The following is a 17,866-nucleotide window of genomic DNA, read 5'->3' as shown; positions in this document are numbered from 1 at the left end:
GCGTTTAAAACGCAAAAGTAAGAGATAACAAAAAGGCCGCATAAAAGCGGCCTTTATAATATCAAAAATAACGCAAATTGTGAGTTTAATTATGCGTAAACAGGTAATTTAGCACAGATAGCTTTTACCTTTTCTTTCACTTCTGCCTGAACTGATTCATCGTTGATGTTATCTAAAACATCACAGATCCAACCAGCTAACTCACCTGCTTCAGCTTCTTTGAAACCACGACGTGTGATAGCCGGAGAACCAATACGAAGACCTGATGTTACAAACGGTGAACGAGGGTCATTTGGTACTGAGTTTTTATTAACCGTGATGTTTGCACGACCAAGCGCTGCATCTGCATCTTTACCTGTGATGTCTTTATCGATTAGGTCAAGCAAGAACAGGTGGTTGTCTGTTTTACCAGAAACAACTTTATAACCACGCTCTTGAAGTACAGCAACCATCGCTTGTGCATTTTTAACGACTTGAGTTTGGTATGTTTTAAACTCTGGCTCTAGTGCTTCTTTGAATGCAACCGCTTTTGCAGCGATAACGTGACATAATGGGCCACCTTGACCACCAGGGAATACAGCACTGTTTAACTTTTTATAAACGTCTTCGTCACCACATGCTGAAACAATCAAACCACCACGAGGGCCAGCCAATGTTTTGTGCGTAGTTGTAGTTACAACATGCGCATGAGGCACAGGGTTAGGGTATACACCTGCCGCAACTAGGCCAGCTACGTGAGCCATATCAACAAGTAAGTATGCGCCAACTTTATCCGCGATTTCACGGAACTTAGCCCAGTCAACGATACCTGAGTATGCAGAAAAACCACCAATGATCATTTTTGGCTTGTGCTCTAGCGCTAAAGCTTCAACTTGTGCGTAATCAATTTCGCCTGTTTCTTCATTCAGACCATACTGAATCGCGTTGTAAGTCTTACCAGAGAAGTTAACGTGAGAACCATGAGTTAAGTGACCACCATGTGCAAGGCTCATACCTAGAACAGTGTCATGTGGTTGAAGAAGGGCTTGGAAAACCGCAGCATTAGCCTGTGAACCAGCGTGCGGCTGTACGTTTGCATAATCGGCACCGAATAGCTCACATGCACGGTCAATAGCTAGTTGCTCAACCACATCTACGTGCTCACAACCGCCATAATAACGCTTGCCAGGGTAACCTTCTGCGTACTTGTTTGTAAGTTGTGACCCTTGAGCCTCTAAAACACGCGGGCTACAGTAGTTTTCAGATGCGATAAGCTCGATGTGCTCTTCTTGACGAGTCGTTTCAGACTGGATCGCGTTAAATAATTCAGGGTCAAAATCTGCAATATTCATGTTACGTTCTAACATGGTTTCTCCTAGGTGCACGTATGATTAAATTTACCGAATGCAATTGTACGCAATTTACATCCAATTGCCTACGAAATCTGCGTGGCTCTATTTAAGCAAGGATTGAATTTATTTCACAGTGTTTCTGGGATGATATTTTTTTATTTAAATATAAAAAATATTTATATGAATTGATTAGATCATTTAAAATTAAAATGTGCATACATTCACCCTTCATCAATGAATGTATGCACAAGCGTAAAAAACAAGAAACTAAACTAGCCTAATTTTTCAAATAGGCGCCGCTTAAGCCCCTCGTAGTCGGCTGAGATGCATTCAGCTAGGCAAGGCTTATTCAGCGCATCTGAAAGTACTTTAGGCATGTCAAGTTGTTGTTCTAAAACACCTTCAACAGATTCTTTGAATTTAGCCGGATGAGCCGTCGCTAAAAAGATCCCGATTTCATGGGAAGATTTATTGATTTGCAAGCCTTCATAAGCAATTGCAGTGTGCGGCTCTGCTACATAACCTTGCTTGTTGATTTGTTTCATCACTTCTTGAGTACGAGATTCAGACACGGAACATGAATAAAAATCATCTTTATCGAATACTCCTCTTTTAAGCATACTCTCAACACGAGGCCAGTTATTAGGTTTACTCACATCCATCGCATTGGACAAAGACTCTAAAGTTGCGTTCGGTGACCAATTGCCTGTCGCTATGTAACGCGGTACTGTGTCATTCTGATTCGTCGTAGCACTTAGCTTTTTAATCGGCAAACCAATTGCAGCTGCAATCATTGCAGCACAGACATTACCAAAATTACCACTGGGTACAGATACATGCACTTGCTCTCGTTGAGACTGAGATAACTGTGCGAAAGCTTCGAAGTAATAACATACTTGCGCCAACAAACGACTGATGTTAATTGAATTGGCCGAGTTCAGGCCCAACTTAGACTTAACTTCTTCATCTAAAAAAGCTTGTTTTACCAGTGCCTGGCAGTCGTCAAAACTGCCTTCCACGGCATAACAATGAATATTATTACCAAGCGTTGTGAATAACTTTTGTTGTGCCAGCGAAATTTTGCCTTGCGGGTATAAAATTACTACGTCTACGTTTTCTTTACCGTAAAATGCATGGGCAACCGCTGCGCCAGTATCTCCACTGGTCGCTGTTAAAATCGTAACCCGCTCGCCTTGACTAAATAAGCCAATGCACTCAGACATAAAGCGCCCGCCGAAATCTTTAAACGCCAGTGTCGGACCATGAAATAGCTCTAAACAATACGTATTCTTTTCAATTTCAACCATTGGCGCCGGAAAATTAAATGCGCTATTCACCATTTCATCAAGCGTATCACTTGGCAGCTCATCACCGATTAAATGCTGTAAAATTTTACTACTGCGGGCTTTAAATGGCATCGCTAACAACGCATCAACATTTTCAATTGCTGCTAATTTCTCTGGAAAAAACACGCCTTGATTACGCCCTAGGCCAATTTTCACCGCTTCTGTAAATGAAACCTGCTGCTCAGGCTCCATAAGATTAACTAAATTCATTTTTAATTCCTTAAACCAGTTCTCTAGTGCCCAGACTGTCTATTTTACAAATATGACTAAACCCTTGTCCGTTCAAGTAGTGTGACTGCAGCCAGTGTTGACACTTTTGCGCAATCTCTAATGAATGACACAGCGCAAAAAGCGTCGGACCAGCGCCAGATATGCTGACCACACTGGCGCCCAACTCAGGTAAACTCAGTTTTGCCTCTTCAAATCCTTCAATAAGTGGCGAACGACTTGGTTCTGCCAGATTATCTCGCATGAGCGCAACAGCCTCATCAAATCGATTCAACTGCAGCAAAGCACAAAATGAGGACATTCTCTGGGCAAACTCAACACTTTCACTTAATGTAAGCGTCGCAGGTAAAACCGCCCTCGCTTTAGCTGTATTCAATGCAAACCCGGGATATGCCACAACAACATACCAGTTCGGGTCAATCGGTAATGCCAGTGCTCTGTCTGGCACTAATTCCGCTGTAAGTTGTAACCCACCCAAATAACATGGCGTAATATTGTCATAATGACGTGCGCCACTCACTTTTGCCTCAAAGTCCGCCATCAGTTCAATCATTTGTGACTGCGACAACTTAGTGTCAGCAAACGCGTTCAGTGCCGCAAAGGTTGCGACAACAGAGCATGCACTGGATCCAAGCCCTGAACCAACCGGCAGTTTTTTCTCTAATCTCAAAAAAACACTGGGCATATCAGGCTTCACTTGCGCCCGAAAATGCGCTAAACATTGAAATGCTAAATTTTCTTGTGGGTCTGATGGGAGCTTGTGCGCGTACTCACCGATACACTCAAAACTATCTTTATCAGCATCTTGAATATGAACGACATCCCCTAATAATTGCTCATCAATCGGCGTGATTGCCGCACCAAGTGAATCAAACCCAACACAGAAATTACCAATAGACGCAGGTGCATAAAATTTTCTCATAGTGCCTTCCTCTAACGAGATAGTGTTTTCAAAATATCAGCAAACACACCTGCCGCAGTCACCTCAGCACCTGCACCATAGCCCCGAATCACAAAAGGTTTCGGCTGATAATATTGACTTAAAATAGCCAAGGCATTTTCCCCATCACGAATATCATATAGCGCATGTTCAGCATCGACCGCCTCGATCCCCACACGGCATACTCCGTCTTTAATGCTGCCGACATACCGTAATTTTTTTCCTTCACTGGCAGCACTTTGAACGCGATCCGCAAAGGCCGCATCTAACTCAGGCAATTGCGTCATAAAGTCTTCTACGGAAGTACCTGCTGCAAACTGCTCCGGTACCACAGGCTCAACTTGAATATCACTCAACTCCAGTGCCAATCCAGCCTCACGAGCAATGATCAGTAGTTTCCTAGCGACATCGGTACCAGATAAATCATCTCTTGGGTCCGGCTCAGTAAACCCATTTTGCTTCGCTTGAGTCGTCGCTTCAGACAGACTCAGTCCATCCTCTATCGCGCCAAACATGTACGATAAAGAGCCAGACAAAATACCGCTGAAAGACAATAACTCATCTCCAGCCCCGAATAACAACTGCAAATTATCTAATACAGGTAAACCCGCGCCCACGTTTGTTTCATACAAGAACTTACGCCCTGATGACTGAGCAGCCTGCTGTAATGCACGATAATAAGCCATATTACCAGTGTTGGCTTTTTTATTAGCCGCAACAACATGAAAACCTGCCTTCAAGAAGTCTGCATACTGGTCTGCCAATTGCTCAGATGAGCTGCAATCTACAATGACCGGGTTGATGAGATGGTTACGCTTTACAAATTGCTCAAGTTGATTGAGAGAAAATGCCGTACTTGATTGCGAAAGCGCACTTTCCCATTGGTCAAATACCACGCCATCTTTACTTAAGACGCATTGGCGCGAATTAGCAACACCATATAAGTTAAGTTTTATGTTGCGGTTTGCAAGCCACGCCTGCTGCTTTTCTAACTGCTTAATCAGCTCTTTGCCGACTAAACCACAGCCGAGTAAAAAGACGTCTATGGATGGTACATGAGTGAAAAAGTTCTCATGACATACCTTCATCGCATCTTTACATAGGTCTCCAGATATCACCGCAGAAATTGCACTTTCGGTTGAGTCTTGCGCGATTGCAACAACATTGACCTGCGCCTGTGACAGTGAAGCAAAGAATTTAGCGGCAAGGCCTTTGTGCGATTTCATGTTGTCGCCTACCAAAGTTACAATGGCGAGCTCTTTTCTTACTTCTACTGGTTCAATCAACCCAGCCTGAGTTTCCAATTCAAAAGCGGCTTCTAACGCATTCAATGCGAGTGATAGATCCTGTTCATAGACACAGAAGCTTATACTAAATTCACAGGATGACTGAGTAATGAGTACGATTGAGACATTATCATTGGCCAGCGCCCCAAACACCCTCGCTGCCATACCTACTTTACCCTTCATGCCTGGACCTGAAACTGTCAGCATAGCAAGGTCGTCTAAACTAGATAAAGCTTTAACAGGTGCGTCTCCCGTTCCCTGAGAAGAAATCAATGAACCAGGTACATCTGGATCATGCGTATTTTTAATTTCACACGGTACATTCGCTTTCGCACACGGCAAAATAGTTTTTGGATGTAACACTTTCGCACCAAAGTAAGCGAGCTCCATCGCTTCTTTATAAGATAAGCGATCAACCTTTGTTGCTTTCTTGATTAGCCTTGGATCTGCACTGTACACACCGTCAACATCTGTCCATATTTGGCAGATATCCGCATTGAGGCTTGCTGCTATCACCGCAGCAGAATAATCAGATCCATTGCGACCTAGTGTGGTTAATTCACCTGATGCATTGCTCCCAGTAAAGCCTGCCATGATATAAATGCCAGCTTCCGCAATATCTATTTGTTTATTAACAGCGTTTCGCGTGCTTTCCAGTTCTACCTCAGAGTCTAAATACTCGGAACGCGTTTTAATACACTCTGTTGCATCTAACCCTTTCGCACCACACACTTTTAACATAGTGACCATCAAGGACACACTGATCCTTTCGCCAAAGCTAATGACGAACGCATTCACCGATGCGGGGCATTGCTTTAACAGCTTAACGCCGTCTAATTTATCACGAAGCAAGCTCAATGACGGCCAGTTAATTACGTCACCATATTGAGCCTCAACTTCATGCTTAAGCGCCGCACTGCGAGACGCAAAGGCATCCCATTGCTGGGTAAAGTCTTCACCTGCTTGTGCATGCTCTGCCAATGACACCAAGCTGTCTGTCATACCACCTGGGGCTGATAACACAACAACTGCTTTCTCACTGCCATAATTGAGAATGAGAGACCGAACTCGCTCCAAACATGCCATGTCAGCAAGAGATGAGCCTCCAAACTTTAAAACTCGCATAATTACTTTTTCCTCATTCCTAAACCAAAAAAGGCCTGTGCTCTCGGTGAGCACAGGCCTTTTTTAAATATGCACGGACCTATGCCACTATCCAGTAAGGATGGTGGTCGTAATAATAATCGTCGCGTTACATGTAATTGGGTTCATGGTTTGTACGTTAACCTAAATAAAATTTGCTTATAAATTGTCTACGTGATTTAGATTGCCCGATTTACAGTCAAACTGTCAAGACGATAAGTAAAAATTAAATATGCAAAATGTTCAAGATACATACAGAGAAGTGCAAAGCTTATCTAACGGATACCGTATTCACTGAGTAGAGAGAGCAATTGTTCAGACTTGACAGGCTTTTCAAGAAATTTCAATGCACCAAGCTGCGCTACTCTCACTTTCATTTGATCTTGAATATCCGCAGAAATAACCACCACATAGGTTTCTATTTTATTTGCCTTAATCGCTTCAAGCACGCCTATGCCGTCCAAAATAGGCATGGTAAGGTCTAAACACAACAAGTCAATTTGCGAATTTTGCAATATTTCAACAGCTTCTTGGCCGTTTTTAGCCTGACTAATCTCAACATCTAGGTTGGAGCTCAAGCAACGCACAACTTGTTTACGTGCGACAGTAGAATCGTCGCACACTAACACGGAATAGCTCATAAGAAGGTAAATCTTTATTGTTCTAGTAACAAATAAACGTTATTGTTGTCCTAATCTTATAACACAATAATCAACATCCAGTAAGTTTTTTATATTCACTTATATGTTGTAAAGATAGCAAGATAAACATTTATTTTTAGCCATTTATTGGCTAACTTTAAGTTTAATATGCGTGCTATAACATGGTCGTCAGGAGCTAAGAACACTCCATGCTACAGAAAAGTCTGTCGAAAAAACTACTTACAAACGTTCTGTCAGTTTACTTTCTACTAACGTTCGTTGTCACTTGTGGACAAGTTGTCGCTGAGTATGTCAATACCAAAGACTATATCCGTAACGAACTGACTATGTTACAAAAAACATTTAGCCGAAGTCTGACACGCGCGATTTGGGAATTAAACACCAAACAAACGGTTACAACAGCAGAAGGCTTACTCGCGATCCCGATGATAGAAGGGATCATTGTACGAGACGACAGTGGTGAAATAATTTCTCAACTTGGCCGTTCGCTCAACATTCATGAACTCTACAGCCAACAACTTGTGCAAGACGAAGCCTTAATTGAAGATACGCCATCTGGGCTATTTGGATATACTTTTCCTTTGATTTTCGAGTTTTCAGGCCGGGCCACACAAGTGGGTGATGTCACGCTATTTTCTAGCCGAGAAGTGGTGTTTAGCCGCATTATGATCTCTATCTACTTTTTGATAGGGAATGCCATGGTCAAGACGACATTCTTGATTATTTTGTTTTTACTTGCATTTAGAAAGCTCCTTACCGAGCCCTTAACCGACTTAACCGAGCAAATTGAAGATTTCGAAGTTGATAACATAGACGGTCATAAAATAGACATCGATACTACCGAGCGCAACGAACTTAAAGTAATGGAAGAAGCGTTCAACAAATTAATTGATAAAGTAGCTGAGTATCGCAAACAGCTAGATCAGACTCAAAAAGAGCTCATTATAAGTAATGAAAAATTAGATCAGCATAATATTCAACTCGAGCAAGAAGTTGCTCGGAAAACCTCAAACCTCAGTCAAGCTATGATGGATCTGCAACAACAAAAATATGAACTTGAAAAGCAAAAACTCACGTTGACAGAAGAAATCGATTTGAGGCGTCAAACAGAAGAAGAGCTGTTAACGAAGCAAAATGAGCTAGAGAAGTATGTTGAAGAACTTAACATGGCACAAGAGCGCTTGGTTGGCTCTGAAAAAATGGCAGCGTTAGGTGGTCTGGTAGCCGGTATAACACATGATATCAATACCCCTGTTGGAATAGGTGTTACAGCCACATCTTTTTTACAAGAACGTTTAGATCAATTAGAGGCGGCTTACAAAGAAAAAACCCTATCACCAAAAGCACTTGAAGAATTTATGCATGAAGCAAAGCAAAGCGCCAGCCTGTTGACCAATAACTTAGCAAGAGCATCTGAGCTGGTGGCAAGCTTTAAGCAAATTGCCGTCGACCAAGCAAGTGAAGCGGTAAGGACGATTAACTTCCAACAATATTTAGAGGAAGTGCTGCGTTCACTGCATCCAAAATTAAAAAAGACAGCTCATGAAGTCAATATTGATTGCCCGGCGGACCTCACACTGAACTTGCCGGCAGGGGCAATTAGCCAGATCTTTACAAACCTCATTATGAACTCACTGATCCATGGTTTTGAGGGGATAAATAAAGGCACCATAAATATTCAAATCACAGACGATAATGACGATGTTAGGATTGTATATAAAGACAATGGTAAAGGGGTATCAGCGGCTCAGTTAGAAAAGCTTTTTGACCCGTTCTTTACAACTAAACGAGACCAAGGTGGCAGTGGTTTAGGCACACATATTACCTTTAATCTTGTAAAGCAAACACTCAACGGTGATATCGAAGTGAGCTCAGAAGAAGGGCAAGGTTTAACATACCATATTCGTTTCCCCAAAGAGATGAAAGCGCAGCAAGCAATGTTTAGCTAATGACTTCTGTTTTAGACGTGAACAAGCTTCTCTGCTCACGTCTCATCGCATAAGTGCTATAAAGTACCAATCTTACCCATTTTAGCTTTGCCCGACCCACAGTAGGTTTGTTATGATGCAATTCGATTTTTCACTTGGATATTTGAATATATGTGGTTCAGCAACCTAATCTGTTACCGTTTTAAACAAGATGTTTCGTACACACAAGAAGACTTTGAAAAGGCACTCGAGCAAGACATATTTCGCGCTTGTGGTAGCCAAGATATGAGCACCTTTGGTTGGGTAAACGCATTAGGGAAGCACGGCCAAACTCTTTCTCACTTCTCTCAAAACAGTATTTTATTGTGTGCGAAGCGTGAAGAAAAAGTCCTTCCTGCAGCGGTTATCAATGATATGGTTGCTGAAAAGGTAGAGCTTATTGAGCGCGAAGAAAACCGCCCAGTTAAGAAGAAAGAAAAAGATGAGTTAAAAGAAAATATTCTGGCGACCTTACTTCCTCAGGCGTTTAAAAAATCCAGTTTACAATTTGCATTTATTGACCAAGAAAGTGGTTGGGTGATTGTGAATAGCGCAAGCTTTAACAAAGCTGAAGAAATGATGGCTTTACTACGTAAATCTCTAGGTACACTGCCTATCGTTCCGGCGTTTGCAAATTATGACTTGGACGTATTTTTAACTGATTGGTTAACTAAATTTGAGGCACCTGAAGGGTTTGCAATTGGTAATGATGCAGAGCTACAAGATGCTACTGATGAAGGCGCTCAAGTCAAGTTAAAGCAGCATGACCTTGCCAGTGATGAAATAAAGCTGCATTTGGAAAATGGTAAACGCGTTACAAAACTGGCGCTTGACTGGAAAGAACGTGTTCAGTTTTTATTACAAAATGATGGTTCAATCAAGCGCGTCAGCTACAACGATGCATTAAAAGAGCAAAACGCAGATATTCCAAAAGAAGATCTAGCAATAAAACTAGATGCAGACTTTATCCTTGTCTCTGAAGAAGTCAAAGAGCTTCTAGAAGACCTCACCAGAGAATTAGGCGACAAAGACGACCTATAAAAAGAAAAAAGGGCCTATTGTCAAATGGCCCTTTTTTACTATTCATCATTTCTTAAGCAAACATCGATTTCACATCTGTCAGTAAGTCTAAATAGGCATCATCAGTAAACATGTCTATAGAGCGAAGTACACCTTTTTCCTCGTAAACTCCCAGCGCAGCCGCCTTATCTGACACTTGTAAAATACCCTCAACAATGGCACCCGCTCGAATAAAATCAACGTAGCAAACGTGCTCTGGCTTATAATTAGGGTTAGCCCAACTCTCTGCAACCTCAACAAAGTCATCTGTAAAGCCCCATTCGCGCATAATCGCACCACCAATACGTCCAGCTAACTTCTGTATTGCATGTGCTAAGAAGCTTGGATTGGCAAATACTTCCGGGTGTTTTTCAGCTTCTGTTAAAATCGGCAACACGCCGATGTTAAAGACCAAAGAAGCAAGTGTAATAGTATCTTTATTCAAAGAGGTATGTTTGTTTAAACGAAGATAAAACTCCATCGTAGAGATAGCCTGACACGCAACCTTTAAAGTTTTCTGCCACGCTTTGTCCATATAGGTTTTAATTAGCTTATTGTTTGAAACGAACAACTGCTCCATCGCCATCGCTGTCGCGATATTTTTTATTTGCCGTAAGCCAATCCGCGTCACCGCTTGGTTCAGCGTATTTACTTTAATCGAACGTCCCATAAACCCACTGTTCGCGACTTTAATCATGCGCGCGGCTAAAGCAGGATCGTGTGAAATGACATCCGCCATTTGTAACAAGTTGACTTCAGGATCGTCAGCTGCTTGACGGACTCGAACTGCGACCTCAGGGAGCGTAGGTAATACAAGTGTGTCATTATTGATTTTATCGACAAGAATCGTAAGTAATGCGTTTTCTGTAGACATATGGTCAAAGTCCTTTAAATTCGCCACTTAACTATGGCCTTATAATTTTTACTGCTTTAAGTATTGTCTAACTTCTCGATAAAGTTAAGAAAAGTATAAAAATTATTCTGAGTAATTACACGCAAACAAATACTTTGTTTGAACCGTTTGCTCAATTAATATTTTTTGAGCATCATAGATGCCTCACAATCATAATAACTAAAATCTCAAGGGTAAATGATGAAACTTTCTAAACTGTCCAGTGCAATGCTCGTCACTTCAGGTCTGCTAGTAAGTGCATGCTCTCAACAAGCATCAGACGCACCAAAAACCAATCAAGCAGAAACGCAAGCACCAGTCACATATACACTACAGCATATTGATAAGCAACGACTCAATATCTATACCCCTGTTACCTTAACAAGTGACTTGAGTCACCTTAATGACAACCAAAAAAAGATGATCTCCTTGCTGATTGATGCATCGAAAATAATGGATGATTTATTTTGGAAACAAGCATTCGGTCAAAACAAAGACACCTTTCTCGCTGGGATACAAGATGAACAAGTGCGTCAATTTGCCAACATAAACTATGGGCCTTGGGATCGCTTAAATGGCGACAAAGTCTTCCTTAGCGGATTTTCTGAAAAAGCACCTGGTGCGCAATTTTATCCACATGACATCACCAAAGATGAGCTAAACCAGTCAGAGTTTAAAGATAAGCAAGGCCTCTACTCTATGGTGAAACGAGATGAACAAGGACAATTATACGCTGTGCCCTACGCGACTGAGTTTAGAGCAGAGCTCGAACAAGCTGCGCAACTTCTCAGAGATGCAAGTTCACTGGCAGTTGATAAGCAATTTGCTCACTACTTAAACTTGCGCGCAGATGCCTTATTAAACAATAGTTACCAGCCTTCTGATTTTGCATGGATGGATATGAAGAATAACCCCATTGATGTCGTTATTGGCCCTATTGAAACATACGAAGATCAATTATTTGGTTATCGTAGCGCATTTGAGTCCTATGTTTTAATTAAGGATTTGGCTTGGAGTGAACGCCTTACTAAATTCGCAGCATTCTTACCGGAGCTTCAAACAGGCCTACCTGTTGCACAGCAATACAAACAAGAAGTCCCAGGCTCTGATGCAGACCTCAATGCATACGATGTGGTTTACTACGCTGGGCACTCAAATGCAGGCAGCAAAACGATAGCCATTAACCTACCTAATGATGAACAGGTTCAGTTAGAAAAAGGTACGCGTCGACTCCAACTTAAAAATGCCATGCGCGCAAAGTTCGACAAAATTTTAGTCCCTATCGCAGACGAGTTAATTGTACCAGAACAACGTAAACACATTACCTTTAACGCATTTTTTGCCAATACCATGTTTCACGAAGTCGCCCATGGCCTAGGCATCAAAAATACCATCACAGGAAAAGGCACCGTGCGCCAATCTTTGCAAGAGCATGCTAGTGCGATAGAAGAAGGCAAAGCCGATATCCTCGGATTATATATGGTTGAACAGCTCTTGAAAAAAGGTGAAATCACAGAAGGGACATTAGAAGACTATTATGTCACCTTTATGGCTGGGATTTTCCGTTCAGTGCGTTTTGGTGCATCAAGTGCCCACGGAAAAGCAAATATGATCCGGTTTAATTTCTTTGAACAAGAAGGGGCGTTCTCTAAAAACGAGCAAGGCCTTTATCAAGTAAATATGGATAAAATGGGTGCTGCAATGGAAAAGCTATCAAACCTTATTCTAACATTACAAGGCGATGGCGATTACCACAAAGTCGACCAACTCATAGCAACACATGGGGATATAAAAGCGGCCCTGCAAGCCGATTTAGATAAACTTGCGAATGCAAACATTCCTGTCGATGTCACATTCAAACAAGGTAAAACGATATTAGGCCTATAGTTTTTAAAGGCGCTACAGTGCGAGCGCCTTTTTCAATTCTACCAGTTGTTCGTGCGTGTATGGCACGGTAGGGTGTAGCCCCCACACAGGTTTAGGCCACGCCACATCAGATATAAAACGCGCAATATGATGCACATGTAGCTGCGGTACCATATTACCTAACGCTGCAACATTGAGCTTATCTGGTGAAAATACGCCTATCAGTAATTCACTTAACTGCTTTGATTCCAGCCAAAACTGCTGTTGCTGCTGTTCGGTTAAATCAATGATCTCGCGCGCACCATCTACTTGTGGGACTAATATAAACCAAGGGTACTGACTGTCATTCATCAAAAGCACCTTACTCAAGGGCCATTGTGCCAATTCAATACAATCTCTTTGTAATTCTGGGGCTAGTTCAAATGCCATTTTTCTACTCCGATAAAAAGCAGATACGGAGTATCTGCTTTATCATAGTTTTATTCAGTTAGAGTACCTGTCTCTCTCACTAAACGACTTACAAGCAATAACGGGCAAATAAACTGCTCACAGTTGCTGCTGTTGGCTTACCATGCTGCCAGTCACCACCTTCAACACCACTACCTGCAATGTCCATATGTACATAAGGTAAAGGTAGATCAGAATCACAACCATGCTTATCTAAGCCGCCCACAATCGCTAAAAACGCCATTGGGAACTGGTGACCACGTGCAGTCACAGCTGATGGTGCATTGTTACTAGACAGCACGTCATCCGCCAGTGTGCGAGGCTGGACAAAATCGTAATCTTCACGGCGACTACGCGATACTTCCGCACAATCAGCCCAAATGTCGCCTTGATCTGCAATTTGACGAGAAACCGCATTGGCTCTTGCTGGACCATTTTCTACAAACGCGCTGTATGGACCCATTGCACGTGCCGCGTGACCAGTCAATGTAGCGACAGTGAATAATTCAGGGTTGATTTCAGACTTAGCTAAGTCTTTCATTTCACTTAATAGATCACCCATTGCTAATCGGCCTTCTGCGTCGGTATTACCGATACGCACGCGAACGCCTTCACGAGTCTCAATGATTTCATCTGGTACAAAACAATCAGAACCAATTGAATTTCGCACTACAGCTAAGTAAGCGATCACTTTAACGCCTTTAGGCTGATAGTCTGCGACTGATTTCATGAAACCCGCCACTGAAGCTGCACCACCTTTGTCACGGCTCATTCCAGCCATAAAGCCGCCCACTTTCAGGTCTGCACCACCCGTGTCATAAACAAGGCCTTTACCAACAAACATCAAGGTACGCTCGATATCACCTTCAGGCACATATTCCATCTTAACCACGCGTGGGTGATGACGCTCAACGGCATACGATGCACGCGCCACAGTGCCAAGCATAGGGTAGTCTTTATCAATGGCATTAATATCTGAGATCACCTCAACTTTGACTGAGGTGTTTTCAAACAAGGAAACACAGTAATCAGCAAAACGAGGCGGCGCCATACGCTCAGGCTCAGTACCACATAAATCACGCGCCGCATACTGGCCGGCTGCAATTGCGTTGACCTGAGCGCAAGTCGCCTCATCAGCACCAACGAGGAAAATGCTTTCAATTGGTTCGATCTGCTCACCACGATATTCACGTGCTTCAAGCGGTTGCCAAAGTGTCTGACAAGCCCCCAAAAAAGCAACTTGTAGCGCATTTTGATAACGTGTATCACTTGGTATACCCGCTAAAACAATCACAGGTTTTACAGCACCTGACGCTTTTGCTTGCGCAATGCCTGCTTGGCCGGCAGAAAAAAAGCGGCGAACATCATCATAGTCACGATTAAGTGGGCCTGTAGGCGCGATGATTAAACGCTGTCCTGGCAACTGCGGTGCTAACAAAACATTCGCTTGAGTGGCCAAACGCGCATCAACAGCTAAATACGGCGCGGCTATGTCATTAAGTTGCTGATCACCTAGGTTACTTACATCAGATGTGATGACGATTACGGCGTCCGCGTCGCTTTGCTGCCAATTCGATGCTGGCAATGAGAGAGGAAAAGACATAAAAATGGCCCTTATTCTTGTAATTTAAGGGCCAATTATCGGTTATTTAAACCAAAGAGCCAAGTTAGCTACTCGATTCTTCACTGTCCGGAGCAGCTTCCGCTGTACTTTTGAGTTTACTGACGACACTCCATGCTTCTAGCATGACAAGGACACTCACCACCAAAACCACAATATCCAGACCAACCAATAGCCAATTTCCTTTTTCATAGTACTCACCCAACTTAATAAGACCAGCAAAAAAGGCCATTAAAATGACGAATATCATAGGTATCAAGGTAAACTTTGCAGGTCTTCCGAGCTTGATTAAATACACAGAAATCACCAACAAAGTCAAACTTGCTAAAATCTGATTGGTTGAGCCAAACAGAGGCCAGATGATCATCCCACCGCTACCAGATGCCCCACCAGCACCAAAGGCAAGCAACAAACAACATCCGACTGCGACCAAAGTAGCGATAATGCCATTTTTCAAGATTGGGAGTTTATAAATATCGCCCCATTCTTGGATGATGTAGCGCTGTAAACGCACACCAGAGTCCATAGTTGTACCTGCAAAAAGCACCACCATCACTGCCAAAAGTGTCGAGGCTATCTCAGCAGACAAACCCCACCCTGTACTTATCAAGTTTGACCCACCTTGAATAAACGCGCCCACAGAGCCGGCACCTAAATGACTATAAATCTCATGCCATTCTTCTGGAGAAACCGCTAACATTACACCACTGACCGCCACCAGCGTAATGAGTGCTAAAGATCCTTCGCCAATTGCCCCTAGATACCCAACAAACCGTCCATCAGTTTCTTTGTTTAGTTGCTTTGAACTTGTGCCTGAAGACACAATGCCATGAAAACCAGAAACGGCACCACATGCAATCGTGACAAATAAGAGTGGAATGATACTTGGCGTATCTATTGCTGTTTGCGTGTTAAAAGCCGGCGCCGTAATATCTGGCATAACAACAAATACTGCGCCATATAAAAGGACAAGACCAACGAGTAACTGCATTCCATTAATGAAATCACGAGGCTGTAGCAGCATCCATACAGGTAATAGAGATGCAACCGCTGCATAGACAAATAAAATCAAGATCCAACTTGCTTTATCTGTTAGTCCAAACACTTCACTTGGCAGTGCAATCGGCATTCCACTACCCGCATAGATGGTTGCATAAAGTACAACCACACCGACTAAACACAGTGGGATCAAAGGTACTTTACGCTTTAACAGTTGGCCGATGATAAGTGCGACGACAATAGCAGCCCAAGCAGGGAAAACAGCATTTGGATTAGCAACAAATGAATTTGCGATCACCACACCAAATACGGCGTTGACCATCAGCAATACCAAAAATACCACAATCATAAACAGTGAACGTGTACGTTTACCTATGACGGATTCAGACAGCGCCCCCATGGACTTACCTTTGTGACGAGCACTGGCCCACAGAGCACCCATATCATGCACACCAGCAAAAAAGATGGTACCAAATACTACCCATAAAACAGCAGGCACCCAACCCCAGTATACGGCAATGGCCGGGCCGACAATCGGCGCTGCCCCCGCGACAGATGTAAAATGGTGACCCCAAAGTACCACTTTATTCGTGGGGACATAATCAACACCGTCGTTAAATTCGTGTGCAGGTGTGACGAAATTATCGTCCATTTTAAAGATTTTCGTTGCGATAAACTTGGAGTACACAAACCAGCCAAATAGCATCCCCAAGATACCAAACAATACTATCATGATAGATTGCATGGGTTGTCCTCTGTGTTATTGTTGTATTAACACCACTTTAACACGGAAAATCGCAATTTCAGTTATATTTTAGTCGCACTGAGGCACTGAGCTAGCAGTAAAAACCTGCAGCTTAATTAAATAAGCCCATTTGAATCTGATTGCTCGGCGCATCACCCAGTCCAATTTGTACACCGACTAACCGAACAGGTTTATTACCATGACGAGCAATGGCTTGCTCTAAAAGTGTACACAGAATATCTTGATCAATATGACTACACTGGCACTCTTTCGTGGTTTGAGAAAAATCGTAAAACTTCACTTTTACACCCAACTTAGTAAAGGTTCGCTCAGCTTGGTAGCCAGCACTTCGGCGCGTCAGTTCAGGTACAAGCTTGTCACATAAAATGGCTTTTAATTGGCCGAGATCTTTGATGTCTTTTTCAAACGTGGTTTCTACGCCAACGGATTTGCGTACACGCTCTGTTTCAACGCCTCGCTCGTCAATTCCTTGGCAACGACGCCACAACACCCTGCCAAATTTACCAAATCGATGCGACATTTCATCTAAACTTAACCCTTTAACATCCTTGCCATAAACTAAACCGCAAGCTAGCAGTTTTTCATGTGTCACTTTGCCAACACCAGGAATTTTACGAAGTGGTAACTCATCAATAAAGGCATCGACATGATCGGGGGGGATCACACACTGTCCATTAGGTTTGTTTTCGTCACTGGCTATTTTTGCTAAAAACTTGATAGGGGCAATACCTGCTGATGCAGTGAGTCCAGTTTCATCATAGATATCTTTTCGGATCTGCTCGGCAATTAGCGTGGCACTTCCATGATATTCATCACAATCAGTCACATCGAGATAGGCTTCATCTAATGATAAAGGCTCTATCAAGTGTGTATATCGCGAAAAAATGGCACGAATTTGCTGGGAAATTTCTTTATAAACCTGCATACGTCCCGGAACAATCACAAGTTGAGGACACAGTTGTTTGGCCTTGTAATTTGACATTGCTGAATGTACACCATATTGACGTGCAATATAATTGGCTGTTGATAGCACTCCTCGGTGGCTCCTCCCCCCAATTGCCATAGGCACATTAGTAAGTTCAGGATTGTCACGCATTTCCACCGCCGCATAAAAACAATCCATATCGATATGAATAAACTTTTTCACGAGCGCCACCCTAACCACTGTTTACTTATACAGTATACTGGCAGTTTTTTTTACATTTGTCTATGGCTGCTTTACTCATCTCGACAGATTAAAGCTGAACACATAAAAACCCAAATAGGTGATCATATAAATATCTCTGGTCAAAGTAATGCCCTCAGATAATACA

Annotated in this window: 13 protein-coding genes; 3 read left to right on the top strand and 10 right to left on the bottom strand. The window is 42.7% G+C overall.

What is annotated here, in order from left to right:
* Positions 1-89: 89 nt before the first annotated feature.
* The 5 genes from glyA to S4054249_RS05440 form a co-directional block, all read right to left on the bottom strand.
* Positions 90-1,346, bottom strand: a complete 1,257-nt coding sequence (gene glyA, locus S4054249_RS05460; RefSeq protein ID WP_023398518.1) for a serine hydroxymethyltransferase — start codon at positions 1,344-1,346, stop codon at positions 90-92.
* A gap of 257 nt (positions 1,347-1,603) precedes the next feature.
* Positions 1,604-2,887 (bottom strand): threonine synthase, encoded by a 1,284-nt coding sequence (thrC, locus tag S4054249_RS05455; RefSeq protein WP_046356683.1) that lies wholly within the window; start codon positions 2,885-2,887, stop codon positions 1,604-1,606.
* 10 nt (positions 2,888-2,897) lie between these two features.
* Entirely contained in the window at positions 2,898-3,827 is a 930-nt protein-coding gene (thrB, locus tag S4054249_RS05450) for a homoserine kinase (protein WP_046356684.1), read from the bottom strand.
* Between the two features lie 11 nt (positions 3,828-3,838).
* Positions 3,839-6,256: a bifunctional aspartate kinase/homoserine dehydrogenase I gene (gene thrA / locus S4054249_RS05445; protein ID WP_046356685.1), complete on the bottom strand. Its 2,418-nt coding sequence runs from the start codon at positions 6,254-6,256 to the stop codon at positions 3,839-3,841.
* A gap of 293 nt (positions 6,257-6,549) precedes the next feature.
* The gene (locus tag S4054249_RS05440) at positions 6,550-6,915 is read right to left on the bottom strand and encodes a response regulator (RefSeq protein WP_046356686.1); all 366 of its coding nucleotides are present in this window, start codon (positions 6,913-6,915) and stop codon (positions 6,550-6,552) included.
* A 209-nt stretch (positions 6,916-7,124) separates the two neighbouring features.
* Between S4054249_RS05440 and S4054249_RS05435 the strand changes: the two genes are divergently transcribed.
* Both S4054249_RS05435 and rdgC read left to right on the top strand, forming a co-directional pair.
* Positions 7,125-8,885, top strand: a complete 1,761-nt coding sequence (locus tag S4054249_RS05435) for a sensor histidine kinase (protein ID WP_046356687.1) — start codon at positions 7,125-7,127, stop codon at positions 8,883-8,885.
* A 150-nt stretch (positions 8,886-9,035) separates the two neighbouring features.
* Complete coding sequence (gene rdgC, locus S4054249_RS05430; RefSeq protein ID WP_046356688.1) at positions 9,036-9,944, top strand: recombination-associated protein RdgC; 909 nt, start codon at positions 9,036-9,038, stop codon at positions 9,942-9,944.
* A 52-nt stretch (positions 9,945-9,996) separates the two neighbouring features.
* Here rdgC and S4054249_RS05425 read toward each other — a convergent pair whose 3' ends face one another.
* Positions 9,997-10,836, bottom strand: a complete 840-nt coding sequence (locus tag S4054249_RS05425) for an HDOD domain-containing protein (RefSeq protein ID WP_039611633.1) — start codon at positions 10,834-10,836, stop codon at positions 9,997-9,999.
* Positions 10,837-11,055: 219 nt separating this feature from the next.
* On the opposite strand from S4054249_RS05425, the gene S4054249_RS05420 reads away from it, so the two are divergent.
* On the top strand, positions 11,056-12,741 hold the full coding sequence (locus S4054249_RS05420; protein WP_046356689.1) for a dipeptidyl-peptidase 3 family protein: 1,686 nt from the start codon (positions 11,056-11,058) through the stop codon (positions 12,739-12,741).
* A 12-nt stretch (positions 12,742-12,753) separates the two neighbouring features.
* Here S4054249_RS05420 and S4054249_RS05415 read toward each other — a convergent pair whose 3' ends face one another.
* From S4054249_RS05415 to dinB, 4 genes are all read right to left on the bottom strand, one after another.
* Positions 12,754-13,149 carry an HIT domain-containing protein gene (locus tag S4054249_RS05415; protein WP_046356690.1) on the bottom strand — a complete coding sequence of 132 codons (396 nt, stop codon included), beginning with the start codon at positions 13,147-13,149 and terminating at the stop codon, positions 12,754-12,756.
* Positions 13,150-13,237: 88 nt separating this feature from the next.
* Positions 13,238-14,770 carry a M17 family metallopeptidase gene (locus S4054249_RS05410; protein ID WP_046356691.1) on the bottom strand — a complete coding sequence of 511 codons (1,533 nt, stop codon included), beginning with the start codon at positions 14,768-14,770 and terminating at the stop codon, positions 13,238-13,240.
* Between the two features lie 64 nt (positions 14,771-14,834).
* Positions 14,835-16,532 (bottom strand): carbon starvation CstA family protein, encoded by a 1,698-nt coding sequence (locus S4054249_RS05405; protein ID WP_046356692.1) that lies wholly within the window; start codon positions 16,530-16,532, stop codon positions 14,835-14,837.
* Positions 16,533-16,644: 112 nt separating this feature from the next.
* Complete coding sequence (gene dinB / locus S4054249_RS05400; RefSeq protein WP_230851910.1) at positions 16,645-17,676, bottom strand: DNA polymerase IV; 1,032 nt, start codon at positions 17,674-17,676, stop codon at positions 16,645-16,647.
* Positions 17,677-17,866: the final 190 nt, after the last annotated feature.

The sequence above is a fragment of the Pseudoalteromonas luteoviolacea genome, from assembly GCF_001750165.1.
Taxonomy (GTDB): domain Bacteria; phylum Pseudomonadota; class Gammaproteobacteria; order Enterobacterales; family Alteromonadaceae; genus Pseudoalteromonas; species Pseudoalteromonas luteoviolacea_G.
Note: the sequence above shows the minus strand (reverse complement) of the source record. Positions and strands in the feature narration are given on the sequence as shown.

What these genes read in the sequence shown, in the direction of transcription:
- S4054249_RS05405 (WP_046356692.1), bottom strand. Translation starts at nt 16,532, where the DNA reads ATGCAATCTATCATGATAGTATTGTTTGGTATCTTGGGGATGCTATTT.
- thrA (WP_046356685.1), bottom strand. Translation starts at nt 6,256, where the DNA reads ATGCGAGTTTTAAAGTTTGGAGGCTCATCTCTTGCTGACATGGCATGT.
- glyA (WP_023398518.1), bottom strand. Translation starts at nt 1,346, where the DNA reads ATGTTAGAACGTAACATGAATATTGCAGATTTTGACCCTGAATTATTT.
- S4054249_RS05435 (WP_046356687.1), top strand. Translation starts at nt 7,125, where the DNA reads ATGCTACAGAAAAGTCTGTCGAAAAAACTACTTACAAACGTTCTGTCA.
- S4054249_RS05415 (WP_046356690.1), bottom strand. Translation starts at nt 13,149, where the DNA reads ATGGCATTTGAACTAGCCCCAGAATTACAAAGAGATTGTATTGAATTG.
- S4054249_RS05425 (WP_039611633.1), bottom strand. Translation starts at nt 10,836, where the DNA reads ATGTCTACAGAAAACGCATTACTTACGATTCTTGTCGATAAAATCAAT.
- dinB (WP_230851910.1), bottom strand. Translation starts at nt 17,676, where the DNA reads ATGGATTGTTTTTATGCGGCGGTGGAAATGCGTGACAATCCTGAACTT.
- S4054249_RS05440 (WP_046356686.1), bottom strand. Translation starts at nt 6,915, where the DNA reads ATGAGCTATTCCGTGTTAGTGTGCGACGATTCTACTGTCGCACGTAAA.
- rdgC (WP_046356688.1), top strand. Translation starts at nt 9,036, where the DNA reads ATGTGGTTCAGCAACCTAATCTGTTACCGTTTTAAACAAGATGTTTCG.
- thrC (WP_046356683.1), bottom strand. Translation starts at nt 2,887, where the DNA reads ATGAATTTAGTTAATCTTATGGAGCCTGAGCAGCAGGTTTCATTTACA.
- thrB (WP_046356684.1), bottom strand. Translation starts at nt 3,827, where the DNA reads ATGAGAAAATTTTATGCACCTGCGTCTATTGGTAATTTCTGTGTTGGG.
- S4054249_RS05420 (WP_046356689.1), top strand. Translation starts at nt 11,056, where the DNA reads ATGAAACTTTCTAAACTGTCCAGTGCAATGCTCGTCACTTCAGGTCTG.
- S4054249_RS05410 (WP_046356691.1), bottom strand. Translation starts at nt 14,770, where the DNA reads ATGTCTTTTCCTCTCTCATTGCCAGCATCGAATTGGCAGCAAAGCGAC.